The organism is Micromonospora sp. NPDC002717 (genome assembly GCF_040295705.1).
GTDB lineage: Bacteria > Actinomycetota > Actinomycetes > Mycobacteriales > Micromonosporaceae > Micromonospora.
In genome coordinates this window covers 49,847-65,386 of record NZ_JBEOVW010000024.1, presented here as the reverse complement: position 1 = coordinate 65,386, position 15,540 = coordinate 49,847, and the positions used below count along the sequence as shown (strand labels likewise).

General features: G+C 75.1%; 12 protein-coding genes. 3 read left to right on the top strand and 9 right to left on the bottom strand.

Annotated features, from left to right (window positions below; translation table 11 throughout):
* Positions 1-4 precede the first annotated feature (4 nt).
* Both ABT006_RS27520 and ABT006_RS27515 read right to left on the bottom strand, forming a co-directional pair.
* On the bottom strand, positions 5-1,795 hold the full coding sequence (locus tag ABT006_RS27520; RefSeq protein ID WP_350711011.1) for a DUF6311 domain-containing protein: 1,791 nt from the start codon (positions 1,793-1,795) through the stop codon (positions 5-7).
* Positions 1,795-3,831 (bottom strand): DUF6311 domain-containing protein, encoded by a 2,037-nt coding sequence (locus ABT006_RS27515; protein WP_350711009.1) that lies wholly within the window; start codon positions 3,829-3,831, stop codon positions 1,795-1,797. The genes ABT006_RS27520 and ABT006_RS27515 overlap by 1 nt, the downstream gene beginning before the upstream one ends.
* 187 nt (positions 3,832-4,018) lie before the next feature.
* Here ABT006_RS27515 and ABT006_RS27510 point away from each other — a divergent pair, with 187 nt between their 5' ends.
* Positions 4,019-5,212 carry a hypothetical protein gene (locus ABT006_RS27510; protein WP_350711007.1) on the top strand — a complete coding sequence of 398 codons (1,194 nt, stop codon included), beginning with the start codon at positions 4,019-4,021 and terminating at the stop codon, positions 5,210-5,212.
* 99 nt (positions 5,213-5,311) lie between these two features.
* Here ABT006_RS27510 and dxs read toward each other — a convergent pair whose 3' ends face one another.
* From dxs to ABT006_RS27490, 4 genes are all read right to left on the bottom strand, one after another.
* Positions 5,312-7,264 (bottom strand): 1-deoxy-D-xylulose-5-phosphate synthase, encoded by a 1,953-nt coding sequence (gene dxs, locus ABT006_RS27505; RefSeq protein WP_350711005.1) that lies wholly within the window; start codon positions 7,262-7,264, stop codon positions 5,312-5,314.
* Between the two features lie 146 nt (positions 7,265-7,410).
* Entirely contained in the window at positions 7,411-8,580 is a 1,170-nt protein-coding gene (locus ABT006_RS27500) for an anhydro-N-acetylmuramic acid kinase (RefSeq protein WP_350711003.1), read from the bottom strand.
* A gap of 21 nt (positions 8,581-8,601) precedes the next feature.
* Positions 8,602-9,843, bottom strand: a complete 1,242-nt coding sequence (locus tag ABT006_RS27495) for a class I SAM-dependent RNA methyltransferase (protein WP_350711001.1) — start codon at positions 9,841-9,843, stop codon at positions 8,602-8,604.
* Complete coding sequence (locus tag ABT006_RS27490; RefSeq protein WP_350710999.1) at positions 9,840-11,915, bottom strand: APC family permease; 2,076 nt, start codon at positions 11,913-11,915, stop codon at positions 9,840-9,842. The genes ABT006_RS27495 and ABT006_RS27490 overlap by 4 nt, the downstream gene beginning before the upstream one ends.
* Before the next feature lie 163 nt (positions 11,916-12,078).
* Between ABT006_RS27490 and ABT006_RS27485 the strand changes: the two genes are divergently transcribed.
* Together ABT006_RS27485 and ABT006_RS27480 are read left to right on the top strand one after the other, a co-directional pair.
* Entirely contained in the window at positions 12,079-12,744 is a 666-nt protein-coding gene (locus ABT006_RS27485; protein ID WP_350710997.1) for a potassium channel family protein, read from the top strand.
* Positions 12,745-12,747: 3 nt separating this feature from the next.
* Positions 12,748-13,437: a potassium channel family protein gene (locus tag ABT006_RS27480; protein WP_350681297.1), complete on the top strand. Its 690-nt coding sequence runs from the start codon at positions 12,748-12,750 to the stop codon at positions 13,435-13,437.
* A 150-nt stretch (positions 13,438-13,587) separates the two neighbouring features.
* On the opposite strand, the gene ABT006_RS27475 is transcribed toward ABT006_RS27480, so the two are convergent.
* The 3 genes from ABT006_RS27475 to ABT006_RS27465 form a co-directional block, all read right to left on the bottom strand.
* The gene (locus ABT006_RS27475) at positions 13,588-14,310 is read right to left on the bottom strand and encodes a DUF3159 domain-containing protein (RefSeq protein ID WP_350710995.1); all 723 of its coding nucleotides are present in this window, start codon (positions 14,308-14,310) and stop codon (positions 13,588-13,590) included.
* A gap of 31 nt (positions 14,311-14,341) precedes the next feature.
* Entirely contained in the window at positions 14,342-14,722 is a 381-nt protein-coding gene (locus ABT006_RS27470; protein WP_350710993.1) for an OB-fold nucleic acid binding domain-containing protein, read from the bottom strand.
* A 126-nt stretch (positions 14,723-14,848) separates the two neighbouring features.
* On the bottom strand, positions 14,849-15,523 hold the full coding sequence (locus tag ABT006_RS27465) for a DUF3710 domain-containing protein (RefSeq protein ID WP_350710991.1): 675 nt from the start codon (positions 15,521-15,523) through the stop codon (positions 14,849-14,851).
* Positions 15,524-15,540: the final 17 nt, after the last annotated feature.

Genomic DNA, 15,540 nt, shown 5'->3' with positions numbered 1-15,540 from the left:
CCCGTCACCCCACCAGCGGGCGCACGTCCCAGACGTAGGCGCCCGCGACCTCGCGGCCGGGGCCGAGGAGCGCCTCGACCGTACGCCGGACCGGGTCGCCGTGGTGCAGTCCACCCTGGACCACCACGGCGGCGCGCCAGTGGCGCAGGTCCTCGACCGCGCGCCGGCGGTCGGCGTCGGTGACCGCCGGCACCTCGCCGGTCTCCGCCGCCCGGCGCAGTAGCACGGCCGTGGGACGATCCGGCGCGCCCCAGCGGGCGGCCGGGTCGTCGGCGGCGCGGGGGCCGATGAAGTAGCCGCCCGGCGCCGGGAAGGCCAGCCCGGTGCGGGCCGACCAGAGCATCGCCGGGCTGACCCCGGCGCCAGTCACCGGCGGCACCGGCACCACGGTCCGACCCGGCGGGACGTACGCGCGCCAGCCGCCCTCGGCCACGAAGGCCGGCACCGGCCAGGCCGGCACGGTCCGGATCGGGGTGGGGAACAGCGGCAGCAGCGCGGCGGCCACCGCCCCGCCCCAGAGCAGCCGCACCGGCACCCCGCCCGGCCGTGGTTCGGCCCCGGTGGCGGCGCGGAGGCGGTCCAGGGAGAGGGCGAGCAGGATGCCCAGCACCGGGATGCAGACCAGCGGGAAGCGCGCCGGCACCGCGAGGTCGAGCAGCGGCAGCTCCGCGACCAGCCGGTACGGGCCGGGGATGCCAGTGGCCGCGCCGTCCAGGCGCACCTGCGCGCCGAGGGAGAGCAGCGCGAAGAGCACCCCGCAGACGGCCAGCGCGCGGACCGACGGCCGGCGCCACAGCCAGATCACGACCACCACGGCGAGCACCAGCAGCCCCGGCCCGAAGAAGGAGTTCTCCTCGGTCGGGTTCGGCGCGAGCAGGCCCGGCAGGTGGTCGTCGCCGAACACGGTCTGCCGGGCGGAGGCGGTGAACGACGCGGCGTCGAGCTGGTAGCCGTACGTGTGGAAGGGCATCCCCCGGTAGTGGCCCGGGCCGAAGAACTGGAACCACAGCGGGTACGCCAGCAGCGGCAGCGAGACCGCCACGCCGATCCCCAGCCGCACGAGCAGCGCGGGCGCCGACCGGCGGGCCGCCGACCGCTCGGCCACCGCGTACGCGAGCGCGAACGTCCCGGCCGCCAGCACCAGGAAGACCAGCACCTCCTCGCCGAGGAAGACCTGGTACGCCACCAGCAGCCCCAGCAGCGCCCCGTGCCGCACCGCCCGGCGCGGGTCGGGGTGGAACACCAGCGCCAGGATCGCCGGCACCAGGAACTGCGCGGCCATGTGCAGGTGCGCCCCGGCCTGCGCGACCATGCCCGGGGCGAAGCCGCAGAACAGGCCGCCGACGGCCGCGGCCACCCGGGAGTCGACCAGCCGGCGGCGCAGCAGGACGTACCAGGCGGTCGCGGTGCCGGCGAGGCAGCCGACCACCGCCACCAGGAACGCCGCCTGCGAGCCGAACAGCAGGGTGACCGGGGTCAGCGGCACACCCAGGCCGAGCACCGACGTGTTGGCCATCAGGTTCACGCCGTCCGGCGCGTTCAGCGCCGAGCTGTACAGCGGGTTCTCCAGGCCCGTCACGGCCCGGGCCGCGCGGGCCAGCATCCACTCGAAGAGGATCTGGTCCCCCGCCTGGTGGAACAGCCGCCCCGGCCGCCCCCACTGGCCGACGGTCAGCAGCACCGCCAGGGCGAGATAACCGGCGACGACCAGCGCGTCGGCGGCGCGGGCCGGCAGCCGGCGCGGGCGCCGGGCTGGTGCCGCGTCGACGGTGCCGGTCGCCGCCGGGGCGGCCATCAGGCCGGCTGGTCGGTCAGCGCCCGGACGTCCCACACCCAGACGTCCAGCTCCCGGCGGCCGGGGCCGACCAGTTGCTCGACGGTGCGCCGCAGCGGCTCGGCGTGGTGCTGGTCGACCGGGAGCACCAGGATGGCCGCCCGCCAGTGCCGCAGCTCGTCGAGCGACCGGCGGCGCTGCCGGTCGTCCAGTTCGGGGGTACGGCCGGTCGACGCGACCTCCTCCAGCAACTGCCCCACCCCGCTGGGCCGGCCACCGAAGCGGCCGGGGTCGCCGGTGTTGCCGTTGCGCGGGGCCAGGAAGTAGCCGCCGGGGATCTTGAAGTCGAGGTTGGTGGACGCGGCCCAGCGCATCCCGTGGGTGTGGCCCATGTTCGGCACCGGGATCGGCACCAGGGTCTGGTCCGGCCCGACGTAGCCGCGCCACCGGTCGGCGGTGATGAAGTCCGGCACCGGCGGGCGCGAGGTGACCTTCAGCGGCATCGGCGCGATCGGCAGCAGCGCGAGGACGAGCCCGGCGACGGTGAGCGTACGCAGCGTCCGCGGCTCGACCGGCAGCGCCCGGGAGCGCTCGACGGCCAGCGCCAGCAGGATGCCGACCACCACGCCGGTGATGAGGCCGAACCGGGTCGGCACCACCGCGTCGAGCAGCGGCAGCCGGACCAGCCACTCCCACGGCCCGGTGACCAGCTCGCGGTCCCACCAGGACACCCGCTCGCCGAGCGAGAGCACGGCGAAGAAGACCCCGGTCACGGCGAGCGCCCGGACCAGCAGCTCCCGCCGCAGCCAGGCCACGATGCCGACGGCGATCAGGGAGAGGCTCCAGCCGAAGAAGGCGTTCTCCTCGGAGTAGTTCGGGGCGAGGTTGATGTTCGCGCGCTCGTTGCCGCCGAGCGTCGGCGAGCCGGGGGCGAAGAACGCGGCGATGTCGTTGCCGTAGTCGCGGACCGCGTCACTCAGCCCGTGGTACGCCATCGGCCCGGCGAACTGGATGTAGAGCGGGTACGCCAGCAGCGCCCCGGCGACGACGGTGCAGGTCGCCAGGGCCTTCGCCAGCGGCCGCCACGCCGCCGACCAGAGCGCCGGACGCTGGGCGAGCACGGCGAGCAGGAACACCCCGCAGGCCAACGCCGTGAAGAGCAGGATCTCCTCGTTGATGAACGCCTGGACGGTGACCAGCAGGGCGAGCACCAGACCGTCGCGCCACGGCCGCCGGGACCGGGTGATGACCAGCACCCGCCAGACGATGAACGGCAGCAGGAACTGGGAGATGATGTTGGGGTGCCAGTTGGCGTGCGACAGCATCGCCGGCGAGAACCCGCAGAACCAGCCGCCGACCGCCGCCGCCAGCGGGCTGCGCACGACGTGCCGGGAGAGCACGAAGTACCAGGCCGAGGCGGTGCCGGCGAGGGCGAGGGTGACCAGCACCACGAACGTCACGGCCGGGCCGAAGAGCAGGGTCACCGGCACCATCGGGATGCCCAGCGCGAGGATGGCCGTGTTGGCCATCAGGTTGACCCCGTCGGGATAGTTGAACTGCTCGGTGAAGAACGGGAACTCGCCGTGCAGCACCACGCGTACCGAGTGGGCGAGGAAGAACTGCACCTGGGCCGGGTCGCTGCTGTAGAGCGAGGCCACCCGGCCGGCCGGGTCCACCCAGATCTGGCTGGTCACCCAGACCGCGGCGAGCAGGAACAGGCCGAAGACCACGAGGTCCTGCCGGCGTCGGGCCCAGCGCCGCGGCCGGGCGGGGGCCGCCCCGTCGTCCGCCGCCGGCGCCCCGGCCCCGCCGTCCGCCGCCGGCGAGGTGCCGGCGACGGTCTTCGACGGCGTTCCGGCGGCGGCGTCGACCTCGGCAGCGGCGACCGACGGCCCGGTGGCCTCGGCCGGGGCCCGGGTGGCGGGGACGGGTGCGCCGCCGTTCGACGTACGGTCACCGGCGTCGCCGCCGTCGGGCCGGGCGGCGGGGTCGGACGCGGAGGCCGCGGCGGCGTCGGATTCCGGCGAGGATTCGGCGCGGGTCTCGGCAGGCGTCACAGTCGGCGGAGTCTACCCGAGCGGGACATTCGCCCTGAAACCACGTCAGCGTCCACTGTGGCGCGTGTCGGCCGGCCGTGCGACCTGCGGCCGGTCGGCGGACGAGGCGCCGCGTCCGGGTGATCGGACATCTCGTACTATGGCGCTTTCCGTAGACCACGGCTGAGGCGATCGAGGGGGCGTACAGGTGGCTCCAGTCCGCCGGCGCGGCATCACGGCCACCGCACTGCTGACTCTGCTGCTCACCGCGACAGCCTGCGGTCCGGTCGCCGACCGGCAGCCGGGCGACCTGCGGGTCGGGTACGACAGCCTCGACGGCGACCTGGCGGTGTGGCCGCCGCGCGGCGCGCTCGCGGGCGACGCCACCGTGACCGCGGCGGTGACCGGGGCGGTCCGCGACTGGCGGTCGCCGGCCGAGGACCGGGTGCACCTGCCCACCTCCGGGATCCTCTGGTCCGGCGAGGTGGACGGCGCGCCGCTGGTGCTGGTGGCCGCCGACGTGCCCGGCGAGAGCGCGTCCTGGCTGCTCCAGGTCACCGCCGACGGCGGCCGGTACGCGGTCACCCGCGCCGCCGAGTACACCGACCCCGGCTACCTCGTCTACTCCGACGTGCTTCCCGTGCACACCGGCGCCGGCCGGCGCTACCTGACGTCGAGCCGGGTCGAGCGGCTGCTCGGGCCGGACGGCCGCGCGCTGCGCAACGTCGACGGCCTCACCGAGCCGGTGGACGTGCCGGCCTGCCGGGCCGTCGGGGTGACCGCCACGCTGAAGGCTACCGAGTCGCTGCCCCGGGGCCGCTCCGCCGACCGGCTGCTCGACCTGGGCACCGGCACCACCGACCCGCGCTATCCGCTCGTGCGGGACGAGAGCGGCTCCGGCAAGCGGGCCCTCAAGGGCCTCGACACCTGCGTGCTCGCCGGCGAGGAGGGGCCGTTCGGCAGCGTCCCCCGCCGCATCGGCGACCGGGACGCCCCGCGCTCCACGCCGTCGTCCTGGCCGATGTCCAAGCTGACGGTCCGCACCCTGGGCGAGGTCGCCCTCGGCGGCGGCGAGCCGGCGGAGCTGGAGCAGCTCAGCTGGGAGACCGCGGACGGGACGATGACCGCCGTGGTCTACCGCCCGTCCGACGGGGGCCCGCCGGTGCTCTCCCCCGCCGACCGGTCCAGCCCGTTGCAGGCGTACGCGCTGCCGGTGCCGGGGCAGCCATTGGCGGTGCTGAGCTGGCGGTCCACCCGGGACAGCTCGCTGTCGACGCCGCCGGAGACCCCGCGCCTGGTGGACCGGCCCGGCCTGGTCGTCGTGCCGATGCCGGCCCGCTCGGAGACGTTCAGCCTGGCCGGCGCCGAGAAGACCCACTACCGCTCCCTCGGCGGGCGCTGACCCACCCTGCCCCTGCCCTGCTGGCACCCCCCGGGGGGGGTGACGACACGGCGGCGGCGGGTGGCCCGGGAGGGCCGCCCGCCGCCTGCGTTCGGTGCGTCAGTTCTGCGCGGTCGCGTCGTCGGCGGTGATGACCGGCTCGACCGGCTCGACGTCCAGCCGGGAGATCCAGCCGGTGACGTCGCGGGCCACGTCCTGGGCGGTCAGGCCGAGGTCGGCGAGGATCTGCGCGCGGGTGCCGTGCGGGTGCCAGTCCGCCGGCACGCCGAGGTCGCGCAGCGGCACCCGGATGTCGGCGTCCCGCATCGCCTGGGCGAGGGCGTCGCCGACGCCGCCGACCCGCACGCCGTCCTCGACGGTGACCACGAGGCGGTGCCCGGCGGCCAGCTCGACCAGCTCGGCCGGGACCGGCCGGACCCAGCGCGGATCGACCACGGTGACGCCGTAGCCCTGCTCGGCGACGCGGGCGGCCACCTCCATGCCGAGGTGCCCGAAGGAGCCGACCGCGACCAGCAGCACGTCCGTACGCGCCGACTCGGCCAGCACGTCGACGGTGCCGATTCGGCGCACAGCCGGCAGGTCGGCGGCGACGGTGCCGGTCGGGAACCGGACGATGGTGGGGCCGTCGTCGACGGCCACCGCCTCGCGCAGCTCCTCGCGGAGGGTGGCGGCGTCGCGGGGCGCGGCGATCCGCAGGCCCGGCACGACCCCGAAGACGGACATGTCCCACATGCCGTAGTGGCTCGGCCCGTCGGGGCCGGTGATCCCGGCCCGGTCCAGCACGAAGGTCACCGGCAGCTTGTGCATCGCCACGTCCAGCAGGACCTGGTCGAAGGCGCGGTTGAGGAAGGTCGCGTAGACCGCCACCACCGGGTGCAGCCCGCCGAGCGCCAGGCCGGCGGCCGAGGTGGCCGCGTGCTGCTCGGCGATGCCCACGTCGTACACCCGGTTCGGGTGCTTGCGGGCCAGCTTGGCGATGCCGGTCGGCTCGGCCATCGCGGCGGTGATGCCCACCACGTCGGGCCGCTCGTCGGCGATCGCGACCAGCTCGTCGGCGAAGACGTGGGTCCACTTCACCGAGGGGGCGGCCACCAGCTTGCCGGTCTCGATGTCGAAGGCGCTACCCGGGCCGTGCAGGCAGTCCGCCTCGTCCTCCTCGGCCGGGCGGTAGCCGTAGCCCTTGCGGGTGACGGCGTGCACGATCACCGGGCCGCCGAAGTGCTTCGCCGCGCGCAGCGCCGACTCGACCGCCACCACGTCGTGGCCGTCGACCGGGCCGACGTACTTGATGCCGAGGTCCTCGAACATCGCCTGCGGGGCGACCGCGTCCTTGATGCCCTTCTTGACCGCGTGCAGCACCTCGTACATCGGCTTGCCGACCAGCGGCGTCGAGCCGAGCGCGTCCTTGACGGTGTCGAGGACCTTCTCGTAGCCGGGGTTGAGCCGCAGCGAGGAGAGGTGGTCGGCGAGCCCGCCGATGGTCGGCGCGTACGACCGGCCGTTGTCGTTGACCACGATGACGAGCGGGTTGCCGGCGGTCGCGATGTTGTTCAGCGCCTCCCAGCACATGCCGCCGGTGAGCGCGCCGTCGCCGACCACCGCGACGACGCTGCGCTGCTCGCCCCGCAGGGCGTACGCCTTGGCCAGCCCGTCGGCGTAGGACAGGGCGGTGGAGGCGTGCGAGTTCTCGACCAGGTCGTGCTCGCTCTCGGCCTGGCTCGGGTAGCCGGAGAGGCCGCCGCGCTGGCGCAGCTTGTCGAAGCCGACCTGCCGCCCGGTGAGGATCTTGTGCACGTACGCCTGGTGGCCGGTGTCGAACAGGAGCCGGTCGCGCGGCGAGTCGAAGACGCGGTGCATGGCCAGCGTCAGCTCGACCACGCCCAGGTTGGGGCCGACGTGCCCGCCGGTGCGGGAGACCTTGGCGATCAGGAAGTCACGGATCTCCGCGGCGAGGATGTCCAGCTCCTCGGCGGACATCCGCTTGACGTCCTGCGGACCCCGGACGGTGGCCAGCAGCCCGGCGTGGTGGACCGTGCCCTCTTCAACACTCATGACGGAAGAGTCTATCGGCCGCCGCACAGTCCGCAGCCTGGCCGGGATCATCGCCGCCCGGTCGGGGTGCTGAGCGCCCGGTCAGCCGCGGATCCGCCCGGCCCGCTCCACCCGGCCGGGCGAGGCCCCCGGCCCGCCCGCCGTCGTCAGGGGCGGATCCGCAGCCGGCGGGGCGCGGCGGCGGCCGGCGCGTGCCGGCCCGCCGGCCCGGACGGGGTCCAGGAGCCGAGCACGGCTGCCCGGGTGGCGCCGGTCACCGAGGGCAGCGCCCCGGGCAGCCCGTGCCAGGAGAGCCAGCCCAGCAGCGCGAAGGCGTACGCCTCCTTGGCCTGCGCCGGGACGCCCAGCTCGTCGGTGGTGCGCAGCCGCCACCGCCCGGCCCCGAGCGCGGCCAGCCGGGCCATCAGGGTGGGGTTGCGCACCCCGCCGCCGGCCGCCACCACCTCCGCGACGCCGTGCCGGTCGCACTCGGCGGCCACCACCCGGGCGGTCAGCTCGGTCAGGGTGGCCAGCACGTCGTCGGCGGGCACCGGCTCGCCGAGGGCGGCCAGCCGCGCGTCCAGGTAGCCGGCGTGGAACAGCTCCTTGCCGGTCGACTTGGGTGGCGGCGCCGCGTAGTACGGCTCGGCGAGCAGCGCGTCGAGCAGGCCGGGGTGCACCCGGCCGGCCGCCGCCCGGGCGCCGTCGAGGTCGCAGGGCCGGCCCAGGAGGCGCCGGGCCGCCGCGTCGAGCAGCGCGTTGGCGGGCCCGACGTCGTACCCGAGCACCGGCGCGCCCGGCGCGACCACGGTGAGGTTGGCGATGCCGCCCAGGTTGAGCGCGGCGCGCGGGGCCGCGCCGTCGGCCGGGTCGAGCAGCAGCGCGTCGAACGCCGGGACCAGCGGCGCGCCCTGCCCGCCGGCCGCGACGTCCGCCGAGCGCAGGTCACTCAGCACGGGTACGCCGACCCGGGCGGCCACCCGCGCCACCGTGCCCAGTTGCAGGGTGCCCCGGGCCCGCCCGCCGTCGACCCAGTGGAAGACCGTCTGCCCGGGCGAGACCACGGCGTCGACCGCGCCGCCGGCCAGCTCGACGCCGACCGCCGCCGCCTCGGCGAAGACCTCGCCGAGGCGGTTGTCCAGCCGGCAGACCGCCTCGATCGTGGTGGCCTGCGGCGGCAGCAGCGCCCCGATCTCGGCGCGCAGCGCGTCGTCGTAGTCGAGGCCGCGATGCCCGAGGGGGCGCAGCCACAGCGTGTCGCCCTCGACGGTGAACTCGGCGGCGGCCACGTCCACCCCGTCGTACGAGGTACCCGACATCAACCCGACGATCTTCATCGGGTCAGGCTAGCGGGCGGCTCAGCCGGGCGGCAGGAGCAGACCCACCAGCTCGACGTGCTGGGTCATCGGGAACAGGTCGAAGCCGCGCAGCGCGGCCAGCCGCCACCCCGCCCCGGCGAAGGTGCGCACGTCCCGGGCGAAGGCGGCCGGGTCGCAGGCCACGTACGCGACCGCGCGCGGGCCCGCGGCGACGACGTCCCGCACCACCCGGGCACCCGCGCCGGAACGCGGCGGGTCCAGCACCACCACGTCGACCGGGCCGGTGATCCGGCGGCGCGCGAGCGCGGCCTCCACCCGGGCCGGCACGATCTCGACCCTGGGCAGGTCGCGCAGGTTCTCCCTCGCCGCGGCGACGCCCTGCTCGGCCGACTCCACGAGGGTGACCCGGCCGGCGTCGCCGACCCGGCCGGCCAGCGCGGCGGCGAAGAGGCCCGCCCCGCCGTAGAGGTCCCAGGCGGTCTCCCCCGGCCGGGGGTCGAGCAGGTCGAGGACCGCGTCGACCAGGGTGTCGGCGGCGGCCGGATGGACCTGCCAGAACGACGACGCGGGCAGGACCCACTCCCGGCCGGCGGCGACCTCGCGGACCCGCTCCGGGCCGCGCACCGGGCGCGGCACCCCCTCGGCGACGGCCGTCACCGCCACGTCCCCGCCGGTGGAGGCCACCGTCTCGACCCCGTCCGCCGCCGGCCAGCGCGCTCCGCTCGGGGCCAGCACGAACAGCTCCTGGATCGCCGGGTGGGCGATCAGGCAGCGGTCGATCGGCACCACCTCGTGCGAGCGGTGCTTGAGCAGCCCGGCCCGGCCCGCGGCGTCGACGGCGTACCGGACCCGGGAGCGCCAGCCGAGCGGCCCGCCGGGCAGCGCCTCCACCCGGACGCCCAGGGCGTCCACCTCCGCGTCGGTCAGCCCGCCCAGGCGGGTGAGCTGCTCGCGCACCACCGTGGCCTTCCAGCCGAGCTGGGCGGCCGGGGCGACGTGCTGCAGGTCGCAGCCGCCGCACCGACCCGGCTTCGCGTACGGGCAGGGCGGCTCGACCCGGTCCGGGGCGGCCTCGAGCACGGTCACCGCGTCGGCCCGGACGAACCCCTTGTGCACCTCGGTGACCTCGGCGACCACCCGCTCGCCGGGCAGCGCGTGCCGGACGAAGACCACCTGGCCGTCCACCCGCGCGACGCAGTGCCCGCCCGGGGCGACCGCGCCGACGGTCAACTCGACCCGCTCGGCCTCCTCCAGCCCCCGGCCGTCCCGCGCCCCGGTCACCGCTCACCCCCACCGCTCGGGCCGCCCTCGCCGGGCGGCGCGGACACGACCGGCGGGACGCTCGGCGGCAGGGTGCCGCGTGGCGCCACCCGGGGCCCGCGGGCCGGTCCCCGGCTCAGCGTGGCGTCCAGCCGGTCCAGGTCCTTGCTCGCCGTCGAGGCGAGCTGCCACGGCACGCTGGTCACCATCACGCCCGGCTCGAACAGCAGCCGGCCCTTGAGGCGCAGCGCGCTCTGGTTGTGCAGCAGGTTCTCCCACCAGCGCCCGACCACGTACTCCGGGATGAAGACCGTGACCACGTCGCGGGGCGACTCGCGGCGGACGCCGGCCACGAAGTCCAGGATCGGGCGGGTGATCTCCCGGTACGGCGAGTCGACCACGGTCAGCGGGACGGGCAGGTCCCGCCGCTCCCACTCCGCCTGCAGTTCCCGGGTGTCCTTGTCGTCGACGTTGACGGTCACCGCCGTCAGCGTGTCCGGCCGGGTGGCCCGGGCGTACGCGATCGCCCGCAGCGTCGGCTTGTGCAGCTTGCTGACCAGCACGACGGCGTGGTTGCGGGCGGGCAGCACGGCGCGGCCCTCGTCCGGCGGGGTCAGCTCCGTGGCGACCCGGTCGTAGTGCCGGCGGATGGCCAGCATCAGCACGTAGATCATCGCCATGGCGGCGATGGCGATCCACGCGCCGAGCAGGAACTTCGTGACCAGCACGATGACCAGCACGGTGCCGGTCATCGCCATGCCGAAGGCGTTGATCGCCCGGGACCGGAGCATCCGCCGGCGCGCCTGCGGGTCCCGCACGGTCCGCAGGTGCCGGTTCCAGTGCCGGATCATGCCGGCCTGGGAGAGGGTGAAGGAGACGAACACGCCGACGATGTAGAGCTGGATGAGCCGGGTCACCTCGGCCTGGAAGCCGACGATCAGCACGATCGCGGCGACGGCCAGGAAGAGGATGCCGTTGGAGAAGGCCAGCCGGTCGCCGCGGGTGTGCAGCTGCCGGGGCAGGTAGCGGTCCTGGGCGAGGATCGAGCCGAGCACCGGGAAGCCGTTGAACGCGGTGTTCGCGGCCAGGAAGAGGATCAGCGCGGTGACCCCGGCGACCACGAAGAGCAGCACCGAGCCGGAGCCGAAGACCGTCTCCCCGAGCTGGGCGGTGACGGTCTTCTGCACGTACCCCTCGGGGCCCGAGACGATCTGCAGCTCCGGATCCTCGACGAACTGCAGGCCGGTGAGCTTGGACAGCCAGATGATGCCGACCAGCATGGCCACCGAGATGGTGCCGAGCAGCAGCAGCGTGGTGGCCGCGTTGCGACTCTTGGGCGCCTTGAACGCCGGCACCCCGTTGGAGATCGCCTCCACGCCGGTCAGCGCCGCGCAGCCCGAGGAGAAGGTGCGCAGCAGCAGGAATACCAGGGCGAAGCCGGTGACGCTGTGCTCGGCCTGGATCTCCAGGCCGGCGCTGGGCGCCCGCAGGTCGTCACCGAGCACGAAGACCCGGACCAGCCCGGTGAGCAGCATCCCGACCATCACGATGATGAAGCCGTAGGTGGGGATCGCGAAGGCCGTGCCGGACTCCCGCAGGCCGCGCAGGTTGACCGCGGTGAGCAGCACCACCGCGGTGACCGCGATGAGCACCTTGTGGGTGGCCACGAACGGCACCACCGAGCCCAGGTTGGCCACCCCGGAGGAGACCGAGACGGCGACCGTGAGCACGTAGTCGACCAGCAGCGCGCTGGCCACCGCGACGCCCGCCCGGGGGCCGAGGTTCACCGTGGCCACCTCGTAGTCGCCGCCGCCGGAGGGGTAGGCGTGCACGTTCTGCCGGTAACTGGCCACGACGGTGAGCATCACCACCACGACGGCCAGGGCGATCCACGGCGAGAAGAGGTACGCCGAGGCACCGGCGATGGAGAGGGTCAGCAGGATCTCGTCCGGCGCGTACGCGACGCTGGAGAGCGCGTCGGACGCGAAGACGGGTAGCGCGATGCGCTTGGGCAGCAGCGTGTGCTTGAGCCGGTCGGACCGGAACGGTCGACCGAGGAGCAACCGCTTCAGCAGCGAGGTGGGTCTGGCCACAACCGCCAAGAGTACGACGACCCGGGCGGTCGGCGCGGGGTGGCCGAGCACGGGGCGGTGAACCGGCGGAGTACCGTCGGTCCCCGCCCCCGCCGGGAACGTGGCAGGCTCGCAGACGACACGCTCACCGGTCGGGCGGTTGCGCACCTTGAGGAGGGACGCGGTGCATGTCGTGATCATGGGTTGTGGCCGGGTCGGCTCGACCCTCGCCCACAGCCTGGAGTCCCGGGGCCACTCGGTCGCGGTCATCGACCAGGACTCCGACGCCTTCCGCCGGCTCGGCCCCGAGTTCGCCGGGATCACCGTCACCGGCGCCGGTTTCGACGGCGAGGTGCTCCGGCAGGCCGGCATCGAGCGCGCGGACGCCTTCGCGGCGGTCTCCAGCGGCGACAACTCCAACATCATCTCGGCCCGGCTGGCCCGCGAGACGTTCGGCGTCTCCCGGGTGGCGGCCCGGATCTACGACCAGCGCCGGGCGCAGGTCTACGAACGGCTCGGCATCCCCACCGTGGCCACGGTCCGGTGGACCGCCGACCGGATGCTGCGGCACCTGGTGCCCGAGGGGAACGTGGAGATCTTCCGCGACCCGACGAGCACGGTGTCGATCGTCGAGGTGCCCGTGCACAAGGACTGGATCGGCCGGTCGGTGCTCGCCCTGGAGGAGGCGACGGGGGCCCGGGTGGCGTACCTGATCCGCTTCGGCATCGGCACGCTGCCGACCGTGTCCACCGTCGTCCAGGAGGGTGACCAGCTCTTCATGCTGGTCACCGACGACATCGCCGGGACGGTCACGTCGGTGGCGGCGGCGCCGCCGGAAGGAGGGCTCTGAGCCATGCGCATCGCCATCGCCGGCGCCGGCAACGTGGGCCGCTCGATCGCCCAGGAGCTGATCGACAACGGCCACCAGGTGATGTTGATCGAGCGCCAGCCCAAGATGCTCCGGCCCGACCGGGTGCCCGCCGCCGAGTGGGTGCTGGCCGACGCGTGCGAGCTGACCAGCCTGGAGGAGGCCAACGTCGCCGGCTGCGACGTGGTGGTCGCGGCCACCGGGGACGACAAGGTCAACCTGGTGGTCTCGCTGCTGGCCAAGACCGAGTTCGCGGTGCCCCGGGTGGTGGCCCGGGTGAACCGGGCCGAGAACGAGTGGCTCTTCACCGAGCAGTGGGGTGTCGACGTCGCGGTGAGCAAGCCGCGGGTGATGGCCGCCCTGGTCGAGGAGGCGGTCACCGTCGGCGACCTGGTCCGGCTGATGACCTTCCGGCAGGGCGAGGCGAACCTCGTCGAGATCACCCTGCCGCCGACCGCGCCGTACGTCGGGCAGCCGCTGCACGCGGTGCCGCTGCCGCGCGACTCCGCGCTGGTGGCGATCCTGCGCGGCAAGCGGGTGCTGGTGCCCAGCCCGGACGACCCGCTGGAGGCCGGCGACGAGCTGATCTTCGTCTGCACCGCCGAGGTCGAGGACGCGGTCCGCGCGGTGGTGCTCGGGCCGGACAGCGTGGAGCGGACCCGCGAGCAGCGCTGACGACGCGGCGGCGAGCATCCGCCCGCGGGGCCCCTCCACCCGGGCCGACGTGCCGCACCGGGCCGTCGGCCGCCGCACTCGGCCACTCGGCCGCGGCACCGCCGTGCCGGCCTGGCCGGGGTGCGGGCGCGGACCGAGTGGGCGCGCCCGTCAGCCGGGCAGCGGGGCGGACCGGGGCTCCCGGGTCACCCGGCGGACCGTCCAGACCGTGATCAGCAGCAGCAACGCGTACGGCGGGTAGCCGAGCGCCAGCCGGGCGACGCCGAGCGCCGTCTCCATGTTGGCCGCGGCGGCCTCGTTGCCGGCGTCGTCGAAGTGGCGGGCGGCGAGGTAGAGCGCCGCCTGCACGCCGACCTTGGCCAGCCAGACGACGCCCCAGAGCACGGTCAGCCCGGTGAACGTCCGCACCAGGCGCGGGTCGTCGCGCCACTCGGAGCGCCCCTTGGCCACCAGCACCGACCAGATCCACCCCACCAGGGGCTGCCGGACGGCCGCCGAGACCAGCAGGGCCAGCCCGTAGCCGATGCCGTAGAGGATGCCGGGGAGGTAGAAGTCGCGTTCGTCGCCGGTACGCCAGGCGATCGCGGCGCCGATGGCGACGCCGAACAAGCCGTTGACCGCGTGCCGGACGGGCCGCCGCTGGGCCAGCCGGAGCCCGGCGATCACCAGCGCCACCGCCACCGAGGCGATCACGGCGGGCCGCAGCTCACCGACGACGTTGGCCACCACGAAGACGACCACCGGGATGCTGGACTCGACCAGGCCCCGCCAGCCGCCGAGTTGGTCGGCCATCTGCTCGGCGAGGGTCGGCAGCTGCTCCTCGTCCTCCGGACCGCTCTCCGGCTGCGCCGCCCGGTGCTGTCCCGTCGTCATCGCACGCCTTCCGTCCGCCGCGCCCACCGGGTCACTTCGGCGGTTCCAGCTCGTAGTACGGGTTGTAGATCACCTTGCGGTCGTCACGCACCGCCACCCGCCCACGGGCGGTCAGGTGCCGGCCCGGCTCGATGCCGGCGATGTGTCGCCGGCCCAGCCACACCAGGGTCACCACGTCGCTGCCGTCGTAGAGGTCCGCCTCCAGGGTGGGCAGGTTGGTCCGCGGGGTGTAGACCACCGTGCGGAGCCGGCCGGCGACCGACACCACCTGCCCGCGCAGGCACTCCCCGACCGGCACACCGCCGTGCTCGGCGCACTCCCGGCGCAGCTCCTGCGCCTCGATCTCCGCCTCGCTCGCGGTGAGTCGTCGCAGCATGCGGCGCAGCGAGCCCCGGTCCTCGTCGGTCGACATGACCTCCGCGTCACCCTCTCCACGCTGGCCGGCGCTGCCGGCACGGGCCCGGCACCCGGCGGCGCCGGGACCGTGCCGCCAGCGTACGCCGACGGGACCGGTCCCGGCGTCGCCGGTGACGGGCGGTCAGGCCTCGCGCGGCCCGGGAGCGGGGTTGCCGCCGGCCGGCGCCCCGGCACCGGCCTGGTCGGCGACGTCGCGGGGCAGCCGCAGCGGCAGTGGCTCGCGCACCGGCTTCGCCTCCTGCCCCCGGTCGACCACCAGGCCGTCGAGGCACTCGGCGAGCGGGCCGGCGGCGGCCGGGTTGGTCGCCGCCTCGCCCTGGTAGACGCCGCGGACCATCCAGCGCGGCCCGTCGATGCCGACGAACCGCAGGTCGGTGATCCCGTCCTGGGTGCGCACCCGGGCGTGCAGCTCGGTGCCGTACTCGCCCTCGACCTCCTGGGCCGCCGCGCCGTCGTTGAACAGCGACTGGCGGATCTCCTCGCGCACCTCGTCCCAGATGCCCTCGGAGCGCGGCGCGGCGAAGACGCCGAGCTGGAGCGCGTTCTGGCCGTGCACCAGCACGACCTGCTGGATCACGCCCTCCGGGTCCGCCTGCACCCGCACCTCGACGTCGCGCACCGCGGGGATCTGCAGGCTGCCCAGGTCGAGCCGCTGCACCCCGGCGGGCGCCTCCGAGACGTCGTACGGGCCGCGTGCCAGGGCCGCCGGGGCCGACTCGGTGGAGTCGAGGACCTCGGTCGTCCGCTCGTCACGGGCGTTCCGTCGGGCATCGTCCCGCTTACGGGAGAAGATCACTGCGCCAACCCTCCGCT